Source organism: Halalkalibacter wakoensis JCM 9140, assembly GCF_000513095.1.
Lineage (GTDB): Bacteria > Bacillota > Bacilli > Bacillales > Bacillaceae_D > Halalkalibacter > Halalkalibacter wakoensis.
Genome location: NZ_BAUT01000029.1, coordinates 28,362 through 47,595, shown reverse-complemented (window position 1 = coordinate 47,595; position 19,234 = coordinate 28,362). Strand labels below are relative to the sequence as shown.

General features: G+C 35.1%; 26 protein-coding genes. 22 read left to right on the top strand and 4 right to left on the bottom strand.

Annotated features, from left to right (window positions below; genetic code table 11):
- Nucleotides 1-522 precede the first annotated feature (522 nt).
- From JCM9140_RS12335 to JCM9140_RS12295, 10 genes are all read left to right on the top strand, one after another.
- On the top strand, nt 523-1,296 hold the full coding sequence (locus JCM9140_RS12335; protein ID WP_034746787.1) for a helix-turn-helix domain-containing protein: 774 nt from the start codon (nt 523-525) through the stop codon (nt 1,294-1,296).
- Nucleotides 1,297-1,539 (top strand): hypothetical protein, encoded by a 243-nt coding sequence (locus JCM9140_RS12330; protein WP_034746784.1) that lies wholly within the window; start codon nt 1,297-1,299, stop codon nt 1,537-1,539. It abuts the gene before it with no gap.
- On the top strand, nt 1,527-1,760 hold the full coding sequence (locus JCM9140_RS12325; RefSeq protein WP_034746781.1) for a toxin-antitoxin system TumE family protein: 234 nt from the start codon (nt 1,527-1,529) through the stop codon (nt 1,758-1,760). Before JCM9140_RS12330 ends, JCM9140_RS12325 begins: the two co-directional genes overlap by 13 nt.
- 391 nt (nt 1,761-2,151) lie before the next feature.
- Entirely contained in the window at nt 2,152-2,502 is a 351-nt protein-coding gene (locus JCM9140_RS12320; RefSeq protein WP_034746765.1) for an immunity protein CdiI family protein, read from the top strand.
- A 163-nt stretch (nt 2,503-2,665) separates the two neighbouring features.
- Complete coding sequence (locus JCM9140_RS12315; RefSeq protein WP_034746763.1) at nt 2,666-2,860, top strand: hypothetical protein; 195 nt, start codon at nt 2,666-2,668, stop codon at nt 2,858-2,860.
- Between the two features lie 172 nt (nt 2,861-3,032).
- A complete protein-coding gene (locus JCM9140_RS12310) occupies nt 3,033-3,500 on the top strand; it encodes a GNAT family N-acetyltransferase (protein WP_034746762.1) in 468 nt (155 codons plus the stop codon).
- 69 nt (nt 3,501-3,569) lie between these two features.
- Entirely contained in the window at nt 3,570-4,091 is a 522-nt protein-coding gene (locus tag JCM9140_RS12305; protein WP_052002237.1) for a DUF1648 domain-containing protein, read from the top strand.
- A 116-nt stretch (nt 4,092-4,207) separates the two neighbouring features.
- Nucleotides 4,208-4,369, top strand: a complete 162-nt coding sequence (locus JCM9140_RS23765; protein WP_156314866.1) for a hypothetical protein — start codon at nt 4,208-4,210, stop codon at nt 4,367-4,369.
- 98 nt (nt 4,370-4,467) lie between these two features.
- Entirely contained in the window at nt 4,468-5,289 is an 822-nt protein-coding gene (locus JCM9140_RS12300; RefSeq protein WP_034746761.1) for an AraC family transcriptional regulator, read from the top strand.
- Nucleotides 5,290-5,359: 70 nt separating this feature from the next.
- Nucleotides 5,360-5,623, top strand: coding sequence for a CPCC family cysteine-rich protein (locus JCM9140_RS12295; RefSeq protein ID WP_034746758.1), 264 nt, complete (start codon nt 5,360-5,362; stop codon nt 5,621-5,623).
- Nucleotides 5,624-5,859: 236 nt separating this feature from the next.
- Here JCM9140_RS12295 and JCM9140_RS12290 read toward each other — a convergent pair whose 3' ends face one another.
- Entirely contained in the window at nt 5,860-6,453 is a 594-nt protein-coding gene (locus JCM9140_RS12290; RefSeq protein ID WP_034746755.1) for a TetR/AcrR family transcriptional regulator, read from the bottom strand.
- Nucleotides 6,454-6,667: 214 nt separating this feature from the next.
- Between JCM9140_RS12290 and JCM9140_RS12285 the strand changes: the two genes are divergently transcribed.
- The 11 genes from JCM9140_RS12285 to JCM9140_RS12235 all read left to right on the top strand — a co-directional run bounded on the left by JCM9140_RS12285 (nt 6,668) and on the right by JCM9140_RS12235 (nt 15,533).
- Nucleotides 6,668-9,844, top strand: coding sequence for a bifunctional cytochrome P450/NADPH--P450 reductase (locus JCM9140_RS12285; RefSeq protein WP_034746752.1), 3,177 nt, complete (start codon nt 6,668-6,670; stop codon nt 9,842-9,844).
- Between the two features lie 222 nt (nt 9,845-10,066).
- Nucleotides 10,067-10,516: a hypothetical protein gene (locus JCM9140_RS12280; RefSeq protein WP_034746749.1), complete on the top strand. Its 450-nt coding sequence runs from the start codon at nt 10,067-10,069 to the stop codon at nt 10,514-10,516.
- 125 nt (nt 10,517-10,641) lie between these two features.
- Complete coding sequence (locus JCM9140_RS12275) at nt 10,642-10,824, top strand: hypothetical protein (protein ID WP_034746746.1); 183 nt, start codon at nt 10,642-10,644, stop codon at nt 10,822-10,824.
- Nucleotides 10,825-11,488: 664 nt separating this feature from the next.
- Nucleotides 11,489-11,620, top strand: coding sequence for a hypothetical protein (locus JCM9140_RS24905; RefSeq protein WP_268870566.1), 132 nt, complete (start codon nt 11,489-11,491; stop codon nt 11,618-11,620).
- A 443-nt stretch (nt 11,621-12,063) separates the two neighbouring features.
- Entirely contained in the window at nt 12,064-12,261 is a 198-nt protein-coding gene (locus tag JCM9140_RS12265; protein ID WP_034746741.1) for a hypothetical protein, read from the top strand.
- An 818-nt stretch (nt 12,262-13,079) separates the two neighbouring features.
- Nucleotides 13,080-13,334, top strand: coding sequence for a hypothetical protein (locus JCM9140_RS12260; RefSeq protein WP_034746738.1), 255 nt, complete (start codon nt 13,080-13,082; stop codon nt 13,332-13,334).
- Nucleotides 13,300-13,566 (top strand): type II toxin-antitoxin system RelE family toxin, encoded by a 267-nt coding sequence (locus JCM9140_RS12255; RefSeq protein ID WP_034746735.1) that lies wholly within the window; start codon nt 13,300-13,302, stop codon nt 13,564-13,566. Before JCM9140_RS12260 ends, JCM9140_RS12255 begins: the two co-directional genes overlap by 35 nt.
- Before the next feature lie 191 nt (nt 13,567-13,757).
- Nucleotides 13,758-14,030 carry a hypothetical protein gene (locus JCM9140_RS12250; protein WP_034746732.1) on the top strand — a complete coding sequence of 91 codons (273 nt, stop codon included), beginning with the start codon at nt 13,758-13,760 and terminating at the stop codon, nt 14,028-14,030.
- Complete coding sequence (locus JCM9140_RS12245) at nt 14,014-14,223, top strand: hypothetical protein (RefSeq protein WP_034746729.1); 210 nt, start codon at nt 14,014-14,016, stop codon at nt 14,221-14,223. Before JCM9140_RS12250 ends, JCM9140_RS12245 begins: the two co-directional genes overlap by 17 nt.
- A 309-nt stretch (nt 14,224-14,532) precedes the next feature.
- Nucleotides 14,533-14,937, top strand: a complete 405-nt coding sequence (locus JCM9140_RS12240) for a DUF6188 family protein (RefSeq protein ID WP_235715338.1) — start codon at nt 14,533-14,535, stop codon at nt 14,935-14,937.
- A gap of 140 nt (nt 14,938-15,077) precedes the next feature.
- Nucleotides 15,078-15,533, top strand: a complete 456-nt coding sequence (locus JCM9140_RS12235) for a DUF3888 domain-containing protein (protein WP_034746726.1) — start codon at nt 15,078-15,080, stop codon at nt 15,531-15,533.
- A 204-nt stretch (nt 15,534-15,737) separates the two neighbouring features.
- Here the strand turns inward: JCM9140_RS12235 and chrA are convergent, their stop codons facing one another.
- Genes chrA through JCM9140_RS12220 form a run of 3 tightly spaced genes read right to left on the bottom strand, consistent with a single transcriptional unit; the run spans nt 15,738 to nt 17,725 of the window.
- On the bottom strand, nt 15,738-16,865 hold the full coding sequence (chrA, locus tag JCM9140_RS12230) for a chromate efflux transporter (RefSeq protein WP_034746723.1): 1,128 nt from the start codon (nt 16,863-16,865) through the stop codon (nt 15,738-15,740).
- A gap of 12 nt (nt 16,866-16,877) precedes the next feature.
- Entirely contained in the window at nt 16,878-17,297 is a 420-nt protein-coding gene (locus tag JCM9140_RS12225) for a chromate resistance protein ChrB domain-containing protein (protein WP_034746721.1), read from the bottom strand.
- The gene (locus tag JCM9140_RS12220; RefSeq protein ID WP_034746718.1) at nt 17,294-17,725 is read right to left on the bottom strand and encodes a Chromate resistance protein ChrB; all 432 of its coding nucleotides are present in this window, start codon (nt 17,723-17,725) and stop codon (nt 17,294-17,296) included. The genes JCM9140_RS12225 and JCM9140_RS12220 overlap by 4 nt, the downstream gene beginning before the upstream one ends.
- 402 nt (nt 17,726-18,127) lie before the next feature.
- Here JCM9140_RS12220 and JCM9140_RS12215 point away from each other — a divergent pair, with 402 nt between their 5' ends.
- Nucleotides 18,128-19,000, top strand: coding sequence for an AraC family transcriptional regulator (locus JCM9140_RS12215; RefSeq protein ID WP_034746714.1), 873 nt, complete (start codon nt 18,128-18,130; stop codon nt 18,998-19,000).
- Nucleotides 19,001-19,234: the final 234 nt, after the last annotated feature.

Sequence of the window (19,234 nt, the reverse complement as noted above, 5' to 3'; positions counted from 1 at the left end):
TGAATTTTAATTAACTTTGAGTTGGGTTATAAAGGAAAAAATTTTTCTATAATATACTCTAAACCTTTTAACAACTACCCTTGTAATCCTTTGTGATTTTTTGAATTCTTCAGTGTACGTTTGTCCTATTATTCGATTCTTTGGATGATGTTATTTTATGAGCTGTTCTATTTTTAACGGGAGCGTTTCTGTAACAAACGGACTGCTTTAATGAAAACTGAGAGTGCGAATGCTGAACAAAGTTCTTCGCCTCTATCTTTTGAAGTAGAGCATCCTTAATGTATGTCTACCTATGAAAATAATACCAATTTACCTTTGTTATTATAATACTATATATTTAGGATGCCTTTCATAGATTTGACAAAAAATTCTCGTTAAATATTTAGAAATTTTTTATAAAAACTATCAGCTTTACCATATGTAAAAGTAGTTTGGAATATTAAGTAATTTTTTTGACTAAACTATTTACGAAAATGTAATATCGTAAAATTTATGTTATGATATGAGAAAGGGGGTTAGAGTATGGGAATGATGATGAATGAGGATTTGGTTTTAAATTATTATGTCAATCAAATAACGCTTGAAGAAAGAAATAAATTTGATACAGAAACGTTTTATACTCAAGCATTTGCTCTAGCAACAAGTGCACTACAGAAACGGTACTCGGATTATTTACTGCGTGTTATACCTTCTAAAGATACAGTGTATAAATCTCTTGATGAACTTGATAACATAGCATTGTTGAAACTAAAGGAGTTTTTAGACTGTTTCTCAAAGTGTAAAGAGGTAACTCCATTGAACTTAGGGCAGGTAAAATATTATTATGATTCATTCTTTTACTCTCTTACTAATTCAGGCTATTTAGATTATCTTTATGATAAAGAGTATTTATTAACTGTTGAAGAAGCTGGTGACAAACTCGAAGTTACTCGTCCAACAATCAATAAGTATAGTAAGAATGGACAATTAGAAATGATTAACACAACGAAGCACAAAAAGATTCCGCTACACGCAGTGGAAATGTGGAAGGATACTGGATTACTTACAAAGGTTCATATGCTATCCGAGGCTTTTAAATCACGGAATAATCACTTACATGAGCAATACGAAGAAATTCTTAAACGTATAAAAGAATTTGAAGAAGAATACGACAATCAACCGTTTGAAATTGTATTTAAAGATGTTCTTAATGGAAAAATACATTGGGATGAAGTTGATAGTGTGAGTGATTATGCTGAATGGGAAGCATTAATTGAGGATTTAAATGAAATAAAAGGTAAGTTAGGTATCAACTAGATGAATAAAGAATATGATAGACGGAAAAAAATTGCAGACATATCACAACAATTTTCACTAATTACAAATGGAATGTTCGATTTAATTAAATATAGAGAGGCTCGACTAAAGGATGGTAAAGATTTACTACTAGCTTCTATTCCGCTTGTTAAACATCCTTTATATGGAGAAACTCGGATTTATATTCAAGAGCTTTATGATGAAAACGACCAGTTAGAATATCATTATGGGTGGAAAAATTAAGTGGTAGTAAACATACAAAACATATTTCAGCTTGGGGAAATGAGCCACACTCAGGTCATAGGAAAGTGAAAAATACAGAACCGTTTCACCATCATCATGTTCCAGAAAAGCCTGCGGAAAGAAAAGATTGTTACTATATACGTGAATTAAGAGATGTTCTTGAATTTGTTAGTGAATTTATCATATTCAAGAAATCATACAATATGGATATTAACACTTGAAAATGTTGCTGTTGTTGATATTTAAATATAAGCACTGCATTGACGATGTATATATCGATGTAGTGCTAATTTTTTGAGAAAATATGGGAGCAGAAAAGGATAATCATTTTTTATTCGAAAATAACAGGTAAGCAGAAAACAAACTGCTTTAAAACATAAATGTGGCGAAGCGCCCCGTACGGGAGAATGGTAGGCATTCCTTTTGCGGTTTAATCAACGTAAATGATTTCTTGATTGGGTACCCCATCTGCCTAGGTGCCCCTTACCTGCGTATGAGTAGCCCGTTACCGGGAGCCTCACGAGTATTTAGTAATGGACGCAATCTTTTATTGGGAGGATTAGAGGTTGGTACAGTAAATATGTAATAAAGAATAGAGGGAGTGCTTATTCTATGCAGTGTTTTTGTGAGAATAAAAAAACGAGTTATGTAAAAGTTGAGGGAGATGTTGGAGCAGATCCCTTGTGGTGCTATGAATGTGGATGCAATTTGGATATCGAAGAGGTGCCTGTGTCATCTGATTTAAAAGATCAGCTTATGAGTTGGGCCATGTTGTATGGTGAGTGGATAGACTGGAATGTAGATCGATTGCTTCCCGACGGGTTGGAACTGGAAAAGAAACACAATGAACGTGGTCAACTACTAACAGAAAAGGTTAAAACGGAACTTGGAACAACATACACAGTAAGATTTTCACCTTCTTCATCAGCTAAGAGCTATGCTAAAGCTGGTTTAAAACTTTGAAAAGTCTTTCATAGTCTGAGGTATAACCGAGAGAGATCGTAGTTTCTCTGTGTTTAATATCGGAAGGAAAAGGCGACAAGCGCTATTACTAATTGGTTTTTTATGGTAATATTGATTTTTAGCGTTTGTTTTAATATCAAAGTTAAGAAAGGAAGTTGTCGTGATGGAACAACCTGTTAGTCGTAAAAGATTTGAGGTCGGCTTTAATGCTTTTCTTCTATTATTTGCTTTCATAATTGTCATTTCATCTTTTTTTAATTTAGTTGATACAGATAGAAATATGTTATATGCAATTGTAGGGATTATGATTGGCGGTGGAAGTGTAATTAGGCTATATAAGCTCAAAAAAAATACATAAATATTACAAAACAGCTTGGTTACTATTTAACCAGGTTCTTTTTATTGCTTTTTAAACTACTCTAGTAACAAAGAAAATCGAAACAGAGTCTGCAAGAAAAGAAGTCGCTCTTTCCTTATGGAGCTAACGCTCGTAATGTTCAATTATGATTGAGTCAAAAGGTGTGATTTTAATGACTTATAAATTTAGTGTGTTGACACAAGAACAAGCTGAAATTATTGCATTTAACTGGCATTATGATGGTGAGTATTCTTTTTATGATATGGAAGCGGATCAAGAAGATTTAGACGAATTTTTAAACCTAAAAGATCGAGGGAACTCAACGTTTGCTGTAACAAAAGGAAATGAAATGGTTGCATTTCTTAGTATAAGGAAAGTTACTGATAGAATTTTTGATATTGGGTTAGGAATGAGACCAGATCTAACTGGAAAAGGCAATGGGATAGAGTTTTTAAGGGCATGTATTCATTTTATTCAATCAGTATATAAATCTGGAAAAATAACTTTATCAGTGACAACTTTTAATCATAGAGCGATAAAACTATACAGAAAAGTGGGATTTAAAGATGAAGAGACTTTTAAGCAAAATACAAATGGTAGCACATTTGAGTTTCTAAAGATGGTATATGAGTGTAAATAACTCTTCTTGACGTAAAGGATAGCGAGAGTTGAGGAACATACGCCAAAAGAAATCACGGAGGCATTCTAAGTGAGCATTTTTCATTCAAATCGACCTAAAATTACACTTGAGAAACTGAAGAAGTCAGGATTCGAACGGTTTTTATCAGTCATAAGTATCTTAATATTTATAGGAAGTTGCATTTTTTTAGTTGTGATGTGGGATACGTTGCCAGACCAGGTTCCTGCTCATTTTGGCATCACTGGTGAGGTAAACCGTTTTGGTTCAAAATGGGAGTTAGTGGTCCTGTTGATTGTTGGAGTAGCTCTTTATCTGCTCATGCATGTTCTTGAGAAATACCCGCATTTGCATAACTATCCCATTGAGATTACTGAATCAAATGCAGAAGCAGCATACCGAATTTCTCGTTCACTTATTGGTTTTGTAAAAAACGTTATCCTAATTTTATTTGCAATGGCAACGATAAATAGCATGATCATAGCTTTGGAATGGGGAGAAGGGATTGGGCTCGTTTTGTTACCACTAATCTTTTTGGGCACGGGTTTGCCGGTGATTAGAGCTTTAGTGAAGTTAATGAAAGTAAACTCATGAGATTGTGCTGAAGTAGGGTCAATATACAAAGTCTATGGAACTGGTACAATCGTGCAAAGTACAAAAATTACAGAATGAAAATACTGACTAAAGCGAGTATCATTGGAGTGATGCTAATGAAGAATGGAATATATATAGGCCTTGGTTATTTTATAGGAACAAACTTAGTGAGTTACCTTCTTTTTCAAGAAGTAAGGTGGCAAGCTCTCGTCAGTGGCGTTATCGGTGTAGTGGTGATCCTTATATTGTCGGTCACTTTTAAAAACAAGAATCAATAGGTATGATTTTTACTACATACCCTACAAAACTGAACCGATTTTATCGGGTCGTTGAATGAACGTCTTGTTATCCTTAGAAGCAGAGGGAGGTTATTTACATGGAGTTGCTTGAAAAGATGAATGCAGCAGTAAGCTATATTGAGAACCATTTGGAGGAAGAGATCCATTATGGAGAAGTTGCAAAGATTGCATGCTTTTCTGAACATCATTTTAAAAGAATGTTCTCGTTCATAGTAGGTATATCGTTGACGGAATATGTTCGCAGAAGGCGTTTGACCTTAGCTGCTTTTGATTTGAAAGAGAGTGACATGAGAGTGATTGATGTGGCGATGAAGTATGGCTACCATTCACCAGATTCCTTTTCAAGGGCATTTCAAGCGCTGCATGGAGTTAAACCTAGTTCAGTCAAACATTCAGACGTTTCATTAAAAGCTTTTCCTCGGATGACCTTCCAAATGGCAATAAAGGGAGATGTTGAAATGAATTACAAATTTGTTGAAAAAGAAGCTTTTACCGTAGTGGGGAAAAAAGAAACAGTCGTGTCTAGTGGAACCGACTTTCAACCGAAAATGTGGGACCGCATCGAAGAAATCGAAGAAAAAATTAAGCGATACGATCATACTTCGTTTTCGGGTATTTTACATGTTTCATTGACAAAAGACAATGGAGACATTGATTATTATATTGCTACGGCAACTACCAAGCCATGTCCTGAGGAACTTGAGTATTTGGAGATCTCGTCTCAAAGGTGGGCAGTATTCCTAGTAACAGGAGAAATGCCAGACGCTTTATTAGACACTTGGGAGAGAGTCTATACCGAGTGGTTCCCTACATCTGGTTATGAATTAGCTGAAGCTCCAGAATTTATTAAAGGAAGCGATACAGCAACGGAAATTTGGATTCCTATTAAGAAGAAATAGGTAGAGGGAGATCTTGTCATCCATCTTATGCTTACTTTCTGTTTTTATGTAAAGAAAATGGGGGTGTCTGATGAACTATACTTGTCCTTGTTGTGGTTATAAAACATTAGTTGAAGAACCTCCTGGAACATACGACATATGTAGCATCTGTTATTGGGAAGATGATGGTGCTCAATTTGAAGATCCTGATTATGATGGAGGTGCAAATACCCCATCATTAAGGCAAGCACAGAAAAACTATCTTTTGTTTGGGGCCTGTGAACAAAGGTGTGTGGAGGTTGTAAGAAAACCAAATGAACATGATGTGAAAGACTCGAATTGGAAGCCGGTATAGTTTTTTTGCAGTAGTAATTAGCATTCCTTCAATATTGAAGGAATGCTTTTTGCTTTGACAATAAAAAGTGTAAGAAACAGCTCTTTAGAGATTCTTCTGGATGACAGAGTTCTCTCATCCAGAAAGGATGTAAACGTTAAACCGAATAAAGCATAAAAAACGATTGCGTTCATCACGTTTAGCAACGCTTGTTAGTTGGCTTCTTCAATCAAAGGTGACCAACGAAAAATAATGTGTTAGATCTTTTTAATTCCGTTGATCACAGTATCTATTGCTTTTTTATATAGAGCTTCTTTAACTTCTTGTGTGTTGAACGCTAGAAATGCTGTATCGAATAATCCAGATATTAGTGCTAATAGAATGATACTTGTCTCTTCGACATGTAAGTCCGGATCAAACTCACCTTTGTAAATTCCCTCTTTAATGATCTCCGATACGACATTGAATTCAGGTTTAAATAGTTCCACGACGAAAGACTTTTCTTTCTTTGTTGCTACCATATACTCTGAAACGGATTTAAGTAAAGGGTTGTGAAACTCTAAACTACATAAACGTGCCCATAAGTATAATTTATCAGTAGCCGCCTCTTCATTTACCATCAGTTCTTCCCACTCATTAACAAATCGATTTAATGCTTGTTTTATACAAAATAAATATAGCTCTTCCTTATTTTTAAAATGGTAATAAATAGTTCCTTTGCTTAATTGTGTTTCCGTTTTGATATCCGACATAGAGGTCGCTACGAAGCCTTTTACTTCAAACAATTTGATTGCTTTATCCTCAATTAACTTTTTCGTATCTTCACTATTTATTCCAATTGGTCTACTCATAAACGATCCCACTCACTTAGAAATTGTATTTTAAAAAGAATATGGCCAAGTATCATTTAGATATAATTTTAAACGACTTTGAGTTTTTTTCAAGCACCTAGAAAAATTAATTGACCGATCGTCCGAATAAATGTTATAAACGATACATAGGATTTATAAAAGTATCTCACTCAACTTTTTCTTTTTAGGATATTAATAGATGGGAGCCAAAATAATGAACCAAAGTAAAACAACGATCCCGCAACCAAAGACGTATGGCCCTTTAGGGAATCTACCTTTGATTGATACAAAGAAACCGTCCATTTCACTTGGAAAGTTGGCACAAGAGTGTGGTCCGATTTTTCGAATATCATTACCTGGATATAAAAGTTTAATGGTGTGGGGGCACGAATTAGTAGCTGAAGTTTGTGATACAAACAAATTCGATAAGCAGATTCATGGAGAACTCCAAAGTTTAAGGCCGCTTACTGGCGACGGTCTGTTTACAAGTAGGACAACAGAACCGAATTGGCGTAAAGCGCATAATATTTTATTGCCCACGTTTGGAAAGCAAGCTTTAAAAGGTTACCACAATATGATGTTGGATATTGCGGAGCAACTGGTGCAAAAGTGGGATCGATTAAATCCGAACGAGAGCATTGATGTTCCAGAAGATATGACACGACTAACTCTTGATACAATAGGGTTATGTGGTTTTGGTTACCGTTTCAACAGCTTTTACCGTGAAAGCCATGATCCTTTTATCATTAGTATGGTCCGTGCTTTAAATGAGGCCATGATGAAAACTTCACGTCTTGGAATTCAAAATTTCCTTATGATTGGCGCTAAAAAGCAATTTAATCAAGACATTGAAACGATGTTTGCGCTTGTAGATAGAATCATTGCAGAAAGAAAATCAAGTCCTGACCCTGAAAAACCTGATCTTCTTGCACATATGCTACATTCTAAAGACCCGGAAACAGGGGAGAGCTTGTCTGATGAAAATATCAGGTTTCAAAGCATTACGTTCCTAATTGCAGGGCATGAAACAACAAGCGGGCTGCTTTCATTCGCTCTCTATTTTTTATTGAAAAATCCAGAAGTGTTGCAAAAAGCTTATGCAGAAGTGGACCGTGTGTTTACAAGTGAGACACCCACATATGAACAAGTGCTTCAGTTGAAATATGTTAGAAATATTTTAGATGAATCTTTAAGGCTTTGGCCAACAGCACCAGGATTTGATTTATATGCTAAAGAAAGCACGGTCATTGGCGATGGAAAATATCAGATAGATAAAGGAGAAACACTTAGTGTTTTATTGCCAGAGCTCCATCGTGATAAGAAAGCTTGGGGAGAAGATGCTGAGACCTTTCGTCCGGAAAGGTTTGCAGATCCTTCGAAAATTCCTTACCATGCGTATAAGCCGTTTGGAAATGGAGAAAGAGCTTGTATAGGAATGCAGTTCGCTCTTTATGAGGCTACACTTGTACTAGGCATGATTTTAAAGAAATTTGAGCTAGACGATTATGATCATTATCAGTTGGATGTACAACAGACGTTAACATTAAAACCAGGGAATTTTCATATACGAGTAAAAAGTCGTTCCAACCCTCCTGTTATGGATAGTCCTATTACGCCAACGGATTACGGTAAGAGCGAAAAAAAAGAATCTCAAAGTATCGTTGAAGGGGCAGAAGACATACCACTTTTAATCTTATATGGTTCTAGATTAGGAATGGCAGAAAAAACGGCAAGAAATGTTGCTAATACGGCCAAGGATTATGGCTTTCTTTGTGAAGTCAAGCCCTTAGATGACATGGTTAATAAGCTCCCTAAAAAAGGAGTTGTCCTAATCGTTACATCCACATACAATGGGAAACCACCGCACAATGCCGCTCAGTTTGTAGAATGGTTGAAAGAACAAAAAAATGTTACAGATTTAAAAGATGTAAGGTTCGCTGTTCTAGGGTGTGGTGATAAGAATTGGTCTAACACCTATCAGGGAATACCAAAATTAATAGATGAATCCATGGAGTTAAAAGGGGCATCAAGGCTATTAAAACGTGGGGAAGTAGATGTTGGAGCGGATTACGAACAGGTTATTGACGATTGGGAAAAGAACTTTTGGGACCATCTGCTCGAAACATTTGGTCTTGAAAAGAAAGAGATCCAAAAGCAAGATTCTAATTTGAGTATTGAGTATATAGACAATCAAACCATTATGCCGTTGTCTCACAAATACAATGTTACAGAGGCTCACGTGTTAAGTAATCGCGAACTACAAATGACTGGAAGTGCCCGAAGTACTAGACATATTGAGTTAGAATTATCGGATGGTCTATCGTACGAAGAAGGCGACCATATAGGCATACTCCCTGAAAATAGTGATGAAACAATAGACAGGGTTCTAAGGAAATTTGGATACAGCGGGGAAGAGCAAATCATTTTAAAATCCCAAAATCACACTCTCTCGCACCTACCTTTAGACCACCCCATCAGAATCAGAGAACTTCTCAAACATAGTGTAGAGTTGCAAGAGGTGGCAACTCGAACACAAATCAGAACAATGAGCAATTGGACAGTTTGTCCACCGCATCAGAAAGAGCTTTTATCCATGCTTGAAGAAGAGACCTATCCCAAAGATATTATGCAGAAAAAGGTTTCATTCTTGGATTTACTTGAAAAATATGAAGCATGCGAGATACCGTTCCATTCATTTATTGAACTTTTACAGCCATTAAAACCGAGATATTACTCGATTTCTAGTTCTCCAAAAGTCAACTCAACTAGTTTGAGTATAACGGTAGCCGTCATCAATGAACCTGCTAGGAGTGGTAGGGGGATGTTTAAGGGTGTAGCATCTAATTATCTTGCTAGCTTGAAAGAGAAGGCTAAAGTAAAAGTCTTTATTCAATCTCAGCCTTCTTTCCAACTTCCAGAAGAAGCATCGAAACCAATCGTCATGATTTGTGCTGGAACTGGAATTGCTCCATTCCGAGGGTTTCTACAAGCGCGCAAGGAATTGAAAAATAGAGGGGAATCGCTTGGAGAGGCGTATCTTTATTTTGGTTGTAGAAATGAGTTAGATTACTTGTATCGAGATGAACTAGAAATGTATGCAAAAGAAAAAATAGTAATCTTAAATACCGCATTTTCTCGAAAAGAAGGTCAACCATTATGTTATGTCCAACACCTCGTAAAAAAAGACCAGAAAACCATTTTGGAACTCTTGGACCAAGGCGGTAGGTTATATATATGCGGTGATGGAAGTGAAATGGCCCCTCAAGTCGAAGAAGAAATAATAGCAGCTTTTGCACGAGCTAATCATAAAAGCGTGGAACAAGCAACCGAATGGCTAAGAGAAATGGAAGCAGAAGGTCGATATGCAAAAGATGTATGGGCGAAGAACTAAAGCTATAGTAGGCATATAAAATACGAGTGCTATCTATTAACACTCTGACTAACGGAGGCGTTTCTGCAATAAAGCAGGAACGCATTTTTTTGAACATGAAAAAGGAAATGAATGTTAAAATCAAGACGATGGTTCTTCAAGTAATGGAGTAGGATAATTGAAAAAGAGATAAATGGAACTTTTTATATAAATTAGCGTCTTATTTATAAGGAGGCATACATTATGATAAAAGGAAAAAATTCTTTCGCTATACCTTTGTTAATAGGATTTATTACTTTAGTTGGTTGTAGTGCTTCCGATATAGAAAATGACCAACTGGTAGAAATAAAAGAGACTGTTCAAGACCCTACAATAACGCATGATATGTTGATAACAGTTGAAGAACGCACAGATGATGGGTACAAAACTGTTAAAGTGTTAGAAAATTCGTTTGAAATGAAAAAAGTTGAAGAAGTTTTAGAAAATGCAAATTGGGAGGAAAATGTATTTGTATCTATGGCTACACCACCTGAATACCGATTTAGAATTACCCCATCCAATTACGCAGTCTGGGTTACACCTAATGGAGATAGGCTTGAAATAGTAATAGAAGGGGAAGCGAAGTATATAAAACTGCCTGAAAAAGTATCAGAAACCTTATTTGAACTCATAACTGGTCATAAATTGAATTAATAATTTAATGCTTCTTGAACTAACGGGGAGCTATTGTTGAATAAACAATTTCTGATTTTTGAGTGATAAGATAATGTTACAAGCGAAAATTTGATTTACAATCTTGGTAAGGCAGGTATGCTTACATGACTACAAAAGAAGAAGTAATTAAGTTAATAAAGGATTTACCGGAGAATGCAACCCTTGAAGATATTATGAGAGAGCTATATGTAAGATCAAAAATTGAAAAAGGAATTAGAGAATTAAACGCGGGAAAAGTTGTTTCTCATGATGAAGTTAAGGAGAAATTAGGGAAAAGGCTGAAGTAAGGTGGGCACAATCTGCTGTTAAAGATTTAGGTAATGTTCGCAAAAAGTATCATTGATTTTATTGAAACGACAGACAGCTGCTTTCCCATACTATGATTCAATAGAAGTGGTGCGAATCATTCACAATGCTAGGGATTTTAATGACATAGACCAATAAACATCACGGCTTGAATAGCATCGATTTTGTTTTCATTAGGGTTATCAATTCTAACCAATATAATGGAATATATTAGTGCATACTTAATGTTTTCACTTTTTGTTTTTTTGTAGGTGGAGTCATATTTTCGTTGTTGGCAGATCACATATTAGAGAAATTTGATTTTAAAATGCATTATCAAAATACTTTCTATCTCTCATTTTTTATTCTGCGGGTGGGGTTGTTGTCAATGTGTTTCTGTATATCGTCATTTTCAATGAGGGATTTGGTCTAGATGCATTGTATCTGTTACTAGTCGGTGTCATTGCTGCGTTAATATTCCTTCACGTTATTCTTATCACTAGAAAAGTTATAAACATATTGACCTAAAGAATAGCTTATTCAACAAACGGGGAGCGTTAGTAAAATTACGGGCTGTAAAAATGGCTCGTTTTTTATACCCACTTATTGGAAATTGGTGTTAAACTAAAGGGCAGAAGAGTTTAAAGAGTTAAGGAGGGTTCAATTTTGGGGGTTTTGGAAATCTTTGCTTTTTCAATAGCGGCAGGTGCGTTCTCTTTTGCCTTATTTTCAGAGGAGAAAGTTAAGAAACTGGAAAAGAGAGTAAAAGATTTAGAAGATAAAATAAGTGGAAATTAAGCTTTCAATATTGAACTAACGGGATGCGATAGCTGAATAAAGGTTATCGCCTTCTCTTGTTGAAGTAACGAAGCAGGTTTCTTCAAGAAAAAGTGTAATGTTTTTAGGTAGTATCATTGCAAGGCATGAGGAGATTTAATATGTTTGTACTTTATGTGCTGCTGGCAATAGCGGGAATGGCAATGTTGATATGCGTTTTGATATTCTTTATTTACAAAATATTAAGAGACAAAAAGAATAATTACTCTTGGTTCTCATTCATAATAATCGTTTTCTTTTTAGGTCTTGCCATTTGGCAAAGTTTATCTTTTTTTAACATAAGGTTTTAATTCTTATTAAAGAATTAAGTGAGCGAGTCTTCAATAAGAGCAGTGGCTTTCTGTACTAACGGAGCAGGAAGCAAATGAAAGTTGAATGATAGAAAGAGAGAGAAGGGGGTATTTATGGGGAAATTAAGATGGTTTTGGGGCACTCTTGTTGTATTATTAATTATGTCAGGTTGTAGTGGTTTCGCTGAAAATTATGATGCAGGCATACCGATTGCAAGTTTTACTACCGATAGTATCGGATATAATGAATCCACGTTAGAGTTAGCTAACGTTAATTGGAAAACAGCTTCAATGGAAAATTGTTTTGCCTGATGAGTCAGGACAATACTTTATAGAAGTAAATTTAAAAAGCCAAGGGAATAAAGCTCAATATGTAAGTATTATCGACATAAAATGATATTCAGAAGAGTGTTATTAAACAAGCGGGAGTGATGCTTTTTCTAAAGCATTGCCGCCTTTTTCCGCTAACGGGCAGTTTAGTGCAATAAGTTTTGCAGAATATATGGAGGTGGAATATTGAAACGGTGGGTCACGGGGACAGGTTCCGTGACCCACTTTTGGTAGGGCAGGTCAGCGGCTCAAGCGGACTCACGTTCCGTTATCTGTGACAAAAACAGTGATTTTACGGTACTTGCGGACTGAGGTTCCGCTATTTCGTGTTTGAGGGGTATCAGGATGGGGATTTTGGACAAATAGCGGATCCTGTGTCCGCCAAACGCTTCAATATGCTCGTTTTTGAGGAAATAGCGGAACTGGTGTCCGCTTAGTTTCAGTACCTGTGTGTTAAAAAGGTGAATAATTTGTATAAAACAGAAGGTTATTCACCTTATTTTGACTAATAACGAATTTATATACTTATCTTATACATAAAAAATGGGTCAAGGAACCTGTCCCCATGACCCATTGAAGTTTGTTTTAGGTACCTCAGACTGATTAGTTTGGGGGAATTTTTATATCTAAATTTTCCGCAGAACAATGATATTTGCTTTAAGGTTTATGTTTTGCTAATTTGTTTTATTAATTGAGGAACTTTAATGGGGTGTGCATATCTTTAACAAAGGATTAGCATTTTATAAATTGTTATATGCTATAATTAAGACAGGGTTTAACTCAGTAAGGAGGGGTTAGCAATGGCAATTAGCAACGACAAGTTATATGACTTGGTTTCAAAGCTTCCAGAAGAAGCAAAAAAGTCTGCATATGATTATCTAAAATATTTAACTGTTAGTCATACTCGACCAAACTGGGATCAAATTAGTAAATTGGAACCAGATGATACCCCTTTAAGTAAAGAAGAAGAACGTCAACTCAAGAATAACTCGGAGTTTTTATCTTGGGAGGATGCGATGAATGAGCTTAACTTACCAAGTGACACTGAGTCGTGAGTCAATAAAATTTTTGAAAAAGCAAGAAAAAGCAATACAAATTAGGATTACTAATGCGATAAAGGGTTTAACAATCCATCCACCAATTGGGGATATTAAACCATTAAAGGTTAGAACTAAGCAGTTAAGACTAAGAGTCGGTAGCTTTAGAATCATATTCGAGGTTAATCATGATGAAAAAATGGTTTACATTTTAACCATCGATAACCGCGGTGATGTTTATAAATCTTAAAAAGACCATTTTACGTTTATGGTCTTTTTTTGTCTGTTTGGCTATAAATTGTGAATTAGTACACTTAAACTAACGGGGGCTTATTTTGAATAAGGACTTGTGACTTATGGCTAATGAGCTTAAAGTGTATCTAATTTTGAATAGAATTCTTATAGAGACATTTGATATAATTGAACTGAGGTGATATCTAAATGAATTCAATGAGTGGACAGGCAAAACAAGAATTATTTAGTGCTCTAAATGGAAGAGAGTCAGGAGTCTTTGTTTTGAATGGTAAATTAGTTTCTGTTGAAGTAGAAGGTGAATCAGAAAGAATAGATCATGCTTTGGATTCTGATTTAGCACAAGAAATTGAAGAATATCCTGAACTTAAAGCTTCATTGACTAGGTATATAGATAATCCAGATATGAGAAGGTATGTTGGAAGAGAGCTGAAATCTAAGCGCAATGAAAAGAGAAAATAATAAGCCTTATGCTGTTCTTTTTACAGAGGAGTTTGAATTGTGTTTAGATAAAATTCAACATTTCTTTTCTGATCAAGGAGAAGAAACCTTAAACTGGTGGTACGCAAAAGAAGACGAAATAATTGATTATATTGATGATAAGCTTTCCAGTAACCCTTTCATTGGTCAAGCAGTTGAAAGTGGAAGTTTTTAAAGGGTTAAGAAGATTAATATACGGTAAAAGTAGACATAAAATGTTGAACTATGTAATTTACTATGCAGTACATGAAAATGATGGATACGTTGATGTTATTAACATATTACCTTCAAGAACAAAAAGAAAGCGTATAAGGAAATAATGTAAAGGTTGTTGCTGATAAAGTAACAATCTTATTTTAATCCTATGTCGCTCTTACACTAAAGGGGATAGCTGAATAAGGGTTATCGCCTTTTTCTTGTTGAAGTAACGGAATACTTGAATAATACGTTGGGAAAAAGATAGGGTACAGATGTGGTGATAAATATGTATAGAAAACAAAGTAATATTGATTTCAAATATTTTTTTGGACTAAAGGTTACAGAAGTAAATACAGACAAGAACTTGCCATTAGGAATGGCATTTGAAAATGCTGGATTATTAATTGAATGTCCTTGGAGATTACAGGTCTCTAATGAAATTGTGATTGGGTATTCCGATTGTATCCAAGCCTATGATAAGTACACGCATAAAAATGTTCAAACCATTCTAATGGGTAAAAAAATTGTGAATATCTTTCACTTTGAAGAAGTGTCTGATTTAGTTGTGGAATTTGAAGATAATATTTTTCTTGAGTTGTTTCACGATAGCAATTATTTTGAAGGATGGCAGTTAAGAGGAGACAATGGTTTTTATCTATTTACGTTGCCAGGAGGTTCTTATTCATTTTAATTAAATAACCTGCTTATTCCACTAACGGGATGCGATGCTTTAACAGCATCGCTTGCCTTATTGAGCTAACGAGCAGAACTGTTGAGTGAGAAATGCTTCTTAGCACATATTAAACATATCAAAGAAATTGAGGTGTTTATATGAAAAAGATAATATCATCGTTATTATTAATCCTAATTGTTTTAGCTCCTATTTCTGTTGTTTCAGCTGAAGTTGACCTAAGTGGGAAAATAAAAAAGGAGATTTATGCAGCGCCAGAAGAATTATTAGTTGATATACTCAATCCTTATGTTACCGATGCAGTTCAAAAAGAACATGGAGACAATGTTACATGGCGATTAGAAAGGGTAAAAAAAATCACTTTAATGGTTGACCATACGGGAAGTGAATCAAAAAGGTGGTACGAAGTGAGTCTTACAATAACAACAACAAACCCTGACATAAAGGGAAATTTACCTGAGCTTGGTACTATAACTTTTTATATTGACCCAAAAACATATTTTGGTTCCTCCGAAGTCGAGAGAAAAAACATAAACGATGTAACGGTTGAATTAAAAGATTACATCCATCAATTTGGTACCAATGACAAGAAATAATTAATTTTGAATCCTGATTAATGCGTCCTGTTTTGATTACAGGAACGCATTTTTTTATAATATACAAAAGTAAGTTAGTGTTAAAATTAAAACAAAAGTTATTCAAGTAACGGATGCGATAGTTAAAGATCAATTTGGATCGCAACTTTTTTCTTCTTACACTAAAAGAAAAGTCTGCTCCTTTTGGAACAGACTCTTTTAAGACTATATAAAGATAAGTAAAGTTCCTAAAACTAATGCTAAAAGAAACACTTGCCATATTTGCCATTTAAATTTAAACAGAAGTCCAAGTGTTATTAGAGCAATTACAATACTTCCCCCATCATAAAAGACCTCTAAAGATAATCGTATTAAAAAACTTGCAATAAGACCAACAACAGCAGCACTAATTCCTGCTAAATATACCTTTAGTTTTTCATTCTCTCTAATCTTATCAAAGTAAGGAGCACCTAAAAGTACAATTAAAAAAGCTGGCAAAAAGATAAAAAATGTTGCAAGTGTTGCTCCCCAAAAACCATATGCTGCAAATCCAACGAATGCTGCCACCATAATTAATGGACCTGGTGTTAATTCATTAATAGCCAAACCATCGATATACTGTTCTGTTGTAAGCCAGCCATAATTATCAACAGCTTCGAATTGTAACAATGCTAACACAGTATAAGCTCCACCAAAGCTAAGGGCACCAACTTTTAAAAATAATAATGAAAGGCTAGTCGTGACAGATGATGTCCCAACTGAAGTGAGTGCAAAAAGAGGAAGAATGTTTATACTTAATGTTTTATTTTTGAATGAACGAGTAAGTACCATATAAATAAAACCCATCACCAATAGCAATAGAATTAAATCAATTTGAGTAATAAACGTTAAAGATAGCATGAAAATTGTAATAAAAATCTTTTTGGTATCCTGTAATACCCCGAATTTATTAGCAATTCTGAAAAGACTAAATAGAACAATCGCAACCATTGCAGGCTTTACACCATATAATAAGCCTTGAGCTATTTCTGAAGTGGCTGCATATTGAAAGTAAGCCCAAGCTAAAAGCGTGATTAAGATAAAGTTTGGCAACATAAAGCCTAGTCCAGCTAGAAATCCACCTAAATAACCACGTTGTCTGTATCCGACATACATACAAAGTTCAGCAGCTTCTGGTCCTGGCAGCATTCCGCAAACAGCAAAAGCATCCCGAAATCGTTCGTTATCAATCCATTTTTTCTTTTCTACGGCATGTTCGTGAATCACTTGTATTTGTGCAGCGGGACCACCCCAACCTTGTAAGCCAATCAGGATATAAGTCCAGAAAATGTTCCATAAACTAGGTTTCTCCATTTTATTCTCTCCCTATTGACTACTATCTTTTATCATTGCATATAAGGCGTCATAAATAATAAATCCTCTTTCTAACGCTTCGTAATCATCTTTACTTATTAGGCTAATCCCATCACAAATATAGTCTAGACCAGGTGCAACAGGCTCTAAAAAAACTTCTTGTACCGTATCTGCTTCATCTACAATTTGAGCTATTCGATTTAGAATAGAATCATCGAAGTTATAGTGGTTTAATAAAGAGTAAAAGGAGCATTGTCCTTTTCTGTGAGAGAACTCAGCACCAGGGATATCAAATCCTTTTGTGCCATCAGGAATTTCTTGAATGCCTTCAGGGATAAAAATAAATTCTGCTTCTTTGTCTATAAACTTCTTAATTAACCAACAGCAAGCCATACGGTCCACTCCAATGTTTTCCCATGTAACCCACTTCATTTTAATTCACTCCTTCGTTGTCTAATTTTTTCACGAACTTCTAGTTCCAACGGAGACTTAAAATAATCAATTGTTTTTATCCGTTGGTATTTCTTTGACAAAGAAATTAAATCGATATTTTGGTCATTAAGTTGTTTTAGGAGTTCAACATATCTTACATTAATTTGTTGAATAAAAAGCTGACTTAACTCTTCATCAGTAAATCCTAAAATGAGATGAGATTGCCACATGGCGGCTTCTCCGCCTAAATCTTTAATTTCAACGGTTAACCACTGAAACTGTTCGTATGTATAAGGGTTTTTAGGTAAAAGCCATGTAGTTTCATGTAAATGAAAAGCACCTAGACTCTTTAACTTTCTCCAAACTTTAACTCTTGGAGAGCTGGGCTTTCTTGGGATTTTATAGGTAAGGTGCAGCCAAATAATCAATATCTCACCTCCGTTAATGTAACCATGGTTACATTATAATTTAATGCGAACTAAATTTAAATACTTTGTTTGCAAAGGAAGGGGGGCATCTTCTAATAAAAGGGGGGAAACCTTCTTCAACTACCGGGAGCTTTACTTCAATAAGGGGGGAGTGATGCTTTTCATATTAAACAAACGAAACAGTTATATACAGTATTCGTTTTCAAAACATTGCTATTTGACCTTTTATCTATGTTTGTATATATATAACCGTAGATAAACGTTTTAAGGACATACCACTCTCCTTATAAAATGAACAAAAGATTTTAATGAAAATAAAAATTAATCCTACAAAATGGTGCACAAAATGTCGGATGACTAGAATAAACTCCTGCTATTCTATTGATGAAGGAGGTCATATTAATGGATTTGCTTAAGGACATGAATATTGCGATGAAGTATATCGAAGAAAACCTTACTAACGAAATAGATGTCAAGGTGGTAGCAAGGTTAGCTCATTGCTCCGAATATCACTTTAAAAGAATGTTTTCTTTCCTTGCAGGAATTACGCTATCAGAATATATACGCCGTAGACGACTTAGCTTGGCTGCATTTGAACTTCATAATAGTAACGTAAAAGTAATCGATGTTGCGATGAAATATGGATACAATTCACCGGACTCTTTTACTAGAGCTTTTCTTAATTTACACGGTATCACACCATCAGAAGCAAGAAATAATGGTCAGCTATTAAAAGCATATCCAGTCATGACCTTCCAATTATCAATTAGAGGAGGAAATGAAATGAATTACCGAATCGAACAAAAAGAAGCATTTTACATTGTTGGTATCATGAAACGAGTTCCGATTGTTTTTGAAGGGGAGAATCCAGAAATAGCAGCGATGTGGCAATCCTTGACTATGGAAAAAATAGAGCAATTACAAAAACTCTCTAATGTTGACCCAAAAGGAATGATACAAGCATCTACAAACTTTTCAGAAGGGCGTATGGAAGGAAAAGGAGAGCTGGACCAGTATATAGGAGTGGCGACTACACAAGAGAATCCTGGAAGCTTTTCAACACTTCAAGTGCCTGCTTTAACATGGGCGGTATTTGAATCAACAGGACCATTTCCTAATACCCTCCAAGAAACTTGGGGAAGGATTTATTCAGAGTGGTTCCCATCTTCCAACTATCAAGTAACAGAAGGACCTGAAATCTTGTCGATCAAAAGTAAAGATTTATCTTCACCATCAGTAAAATGTGAAATTTGGATTCCAGTTTTGAAAAAGTAGAATAAAATTTGAAATAATCACTAAGCTGTTGAGGTAGCTCATTTTCATTTATCTATTCTTAGAAAAACGATCTTTTGTTACGAAGTATAACGGAAAGTTTCTATGTAAATATTGAAGTTTGTTTTAGGTACCTCAGACTGATTAGTTTGGGGGAGTTTTTTATTTAAAGGATCTAAATTTTCCGCAGAACAATGATATTTGCTTTAAGGTTATGTTTTGCTAATTTGTTTTATT

Coding starts and splice junctions, on each gene's coding strand:
- JCM9140_RS12335 (WP_034746787.1), top strand. CDS start 523: ATGGGAATGATGATGAATGAGGATTTGGTTTTAAATTATTATGTCAAT.
- JCM9140_RS12330 (WP_034746784.1), top strand. CDS start 1,297: ATGAATAAAGAATATGATAGACGGAAAAAAATTGCAGACATATCACAA.
- JCM9140_RS12320 (WP_034746765.1), top strand. CDS start 2,152: ATGCAGTGTTTTTGTGAGAATAAAAAAACGAGTTATGTAAAAGTTGAG.
- JCM9140_RS12315 (WP_034746763.1), top strand. CDS start 2,666: ATGGAACAACCTGTTAGTCGTAAAAGATTTGAGGTCGGCTTTAATGCT.
- JCM9140_RS12310 (WP_034746762.1), top strand. CDS start 3,033: ATGACTTATAAATTTAGTGTGTTGACACAAGAACAAGCTGAAATTATT.
- JCM9140_RS23765 (WP_156314866.1), top strand. CDS start 4,208: ATGAAGAATGGAATATATATAGGCCTTGGTTATTTTATAGGAACAAAC.
- JCM9140_RS12300 (WP_034746761.1), top strand. CDS start 4,468: ATGGAGTTGCTTGAAAAGATGAATGCAGCAGTAAGCTATATTGAGAAC.
- JCM9140_RS12295 (WP_034746758.1), top strand. CDS start 5,360: ATGAACTATACTTGTCCTTGTTGTGGTTATAAAACATTAGTTGAAGAA.
- JCM9140_RS12290 (WP_034746755.1), bottom strand. CDS start 6,453: ATGAGTAGACCAATTGGAATAAATAGTGAAGATACGAAAAAGTTAATT.
- JCM9140_RS12285 (WP_034746752.1), top strand. CDS start 6,668: ATGAACCAAAGTAAAACAACGATCCCGCAACCAAAGACGTATGGCCCT.
- JCM9140_RS12280 (WP_034746749.1), top strand. CDS start 10,067: ATGATAAAAGGAAAAAATTCTTTCGCTATACCTTTGTTAATAGGATTT.
- JCM9140_RS12275 (WP_034746746.1), top strand. CDS start 10,642: ATGACTACAAAAGAAGAAGTAATTAAGTTAATAAAGGATTTACCGGAG.
- JCM9140_RS12265 (WP_034746741.1), top strand. CDS start 12,064: ATGGGGAAATTAAGATGGTTTTGGGGCACTCTTGTTGTATTATTAATT.
- JCM9140_RS12260 (WP_034746738.1), top strand. CDS start 13,080: ATGGCAATTAGCAACGACAAGTTATATGACTTGGTTTCAAAGCTTCCA.
- JCM9140_RS12255 (WP_034746735.1), top strand. CDS start 13,300: ATGAGCTTAACTTACCAAGTGACACTGAGTCGTGAGTCAATAAAATTT.
- JCM9140_RS12250 (WP_034746732.1), top strand. CDS start 13,758: ATGAATTCAATGAGTGGACAGGCAAAACAAGAATTATTTAGTGCTCTA.
- JCM9140_RS12245 (WP_034746729.1), top strand. CDS start 14,014: ATGAAAAGAGAAAATAATAAGCCTTATGCTGTTCTTTTTACAGAGGAG.
- JCM9140_RS12240 (WP_235715338.1), top strand. CDS start 14,533: ATGTATAGAAAACAAAGTAATATTGATTTCAAATATTTTTTTGGACTA.
- JCM9140_RS12235 (WP_034746726.1), top strand. CDS start 15,078: ATGAAAAAGATAATATCATCGTTATTATTAATCCTAATTGTTTTAGCT.
- chrA (WP_034746723.1), bottom strand. CDS start 16,865: ATGGAGAAACCTAGTTTATGGAACATTTTCTGGACTTATATCCTGATT.
- JCM9140_RS12225 (WP_034746721.1), bottom strand. CDS start 17,297: ATGAAGTGGGTTACATGGGAAAACATTGGAGTGGACCGTATGGCTTGC.
- JCM9140_RS12215 (WP_034746714.1), top strand. CDS start 18,128: ATGGATTTGCTTAAGGACATGAATATTGCGATGAAGTATATCGAAGAA.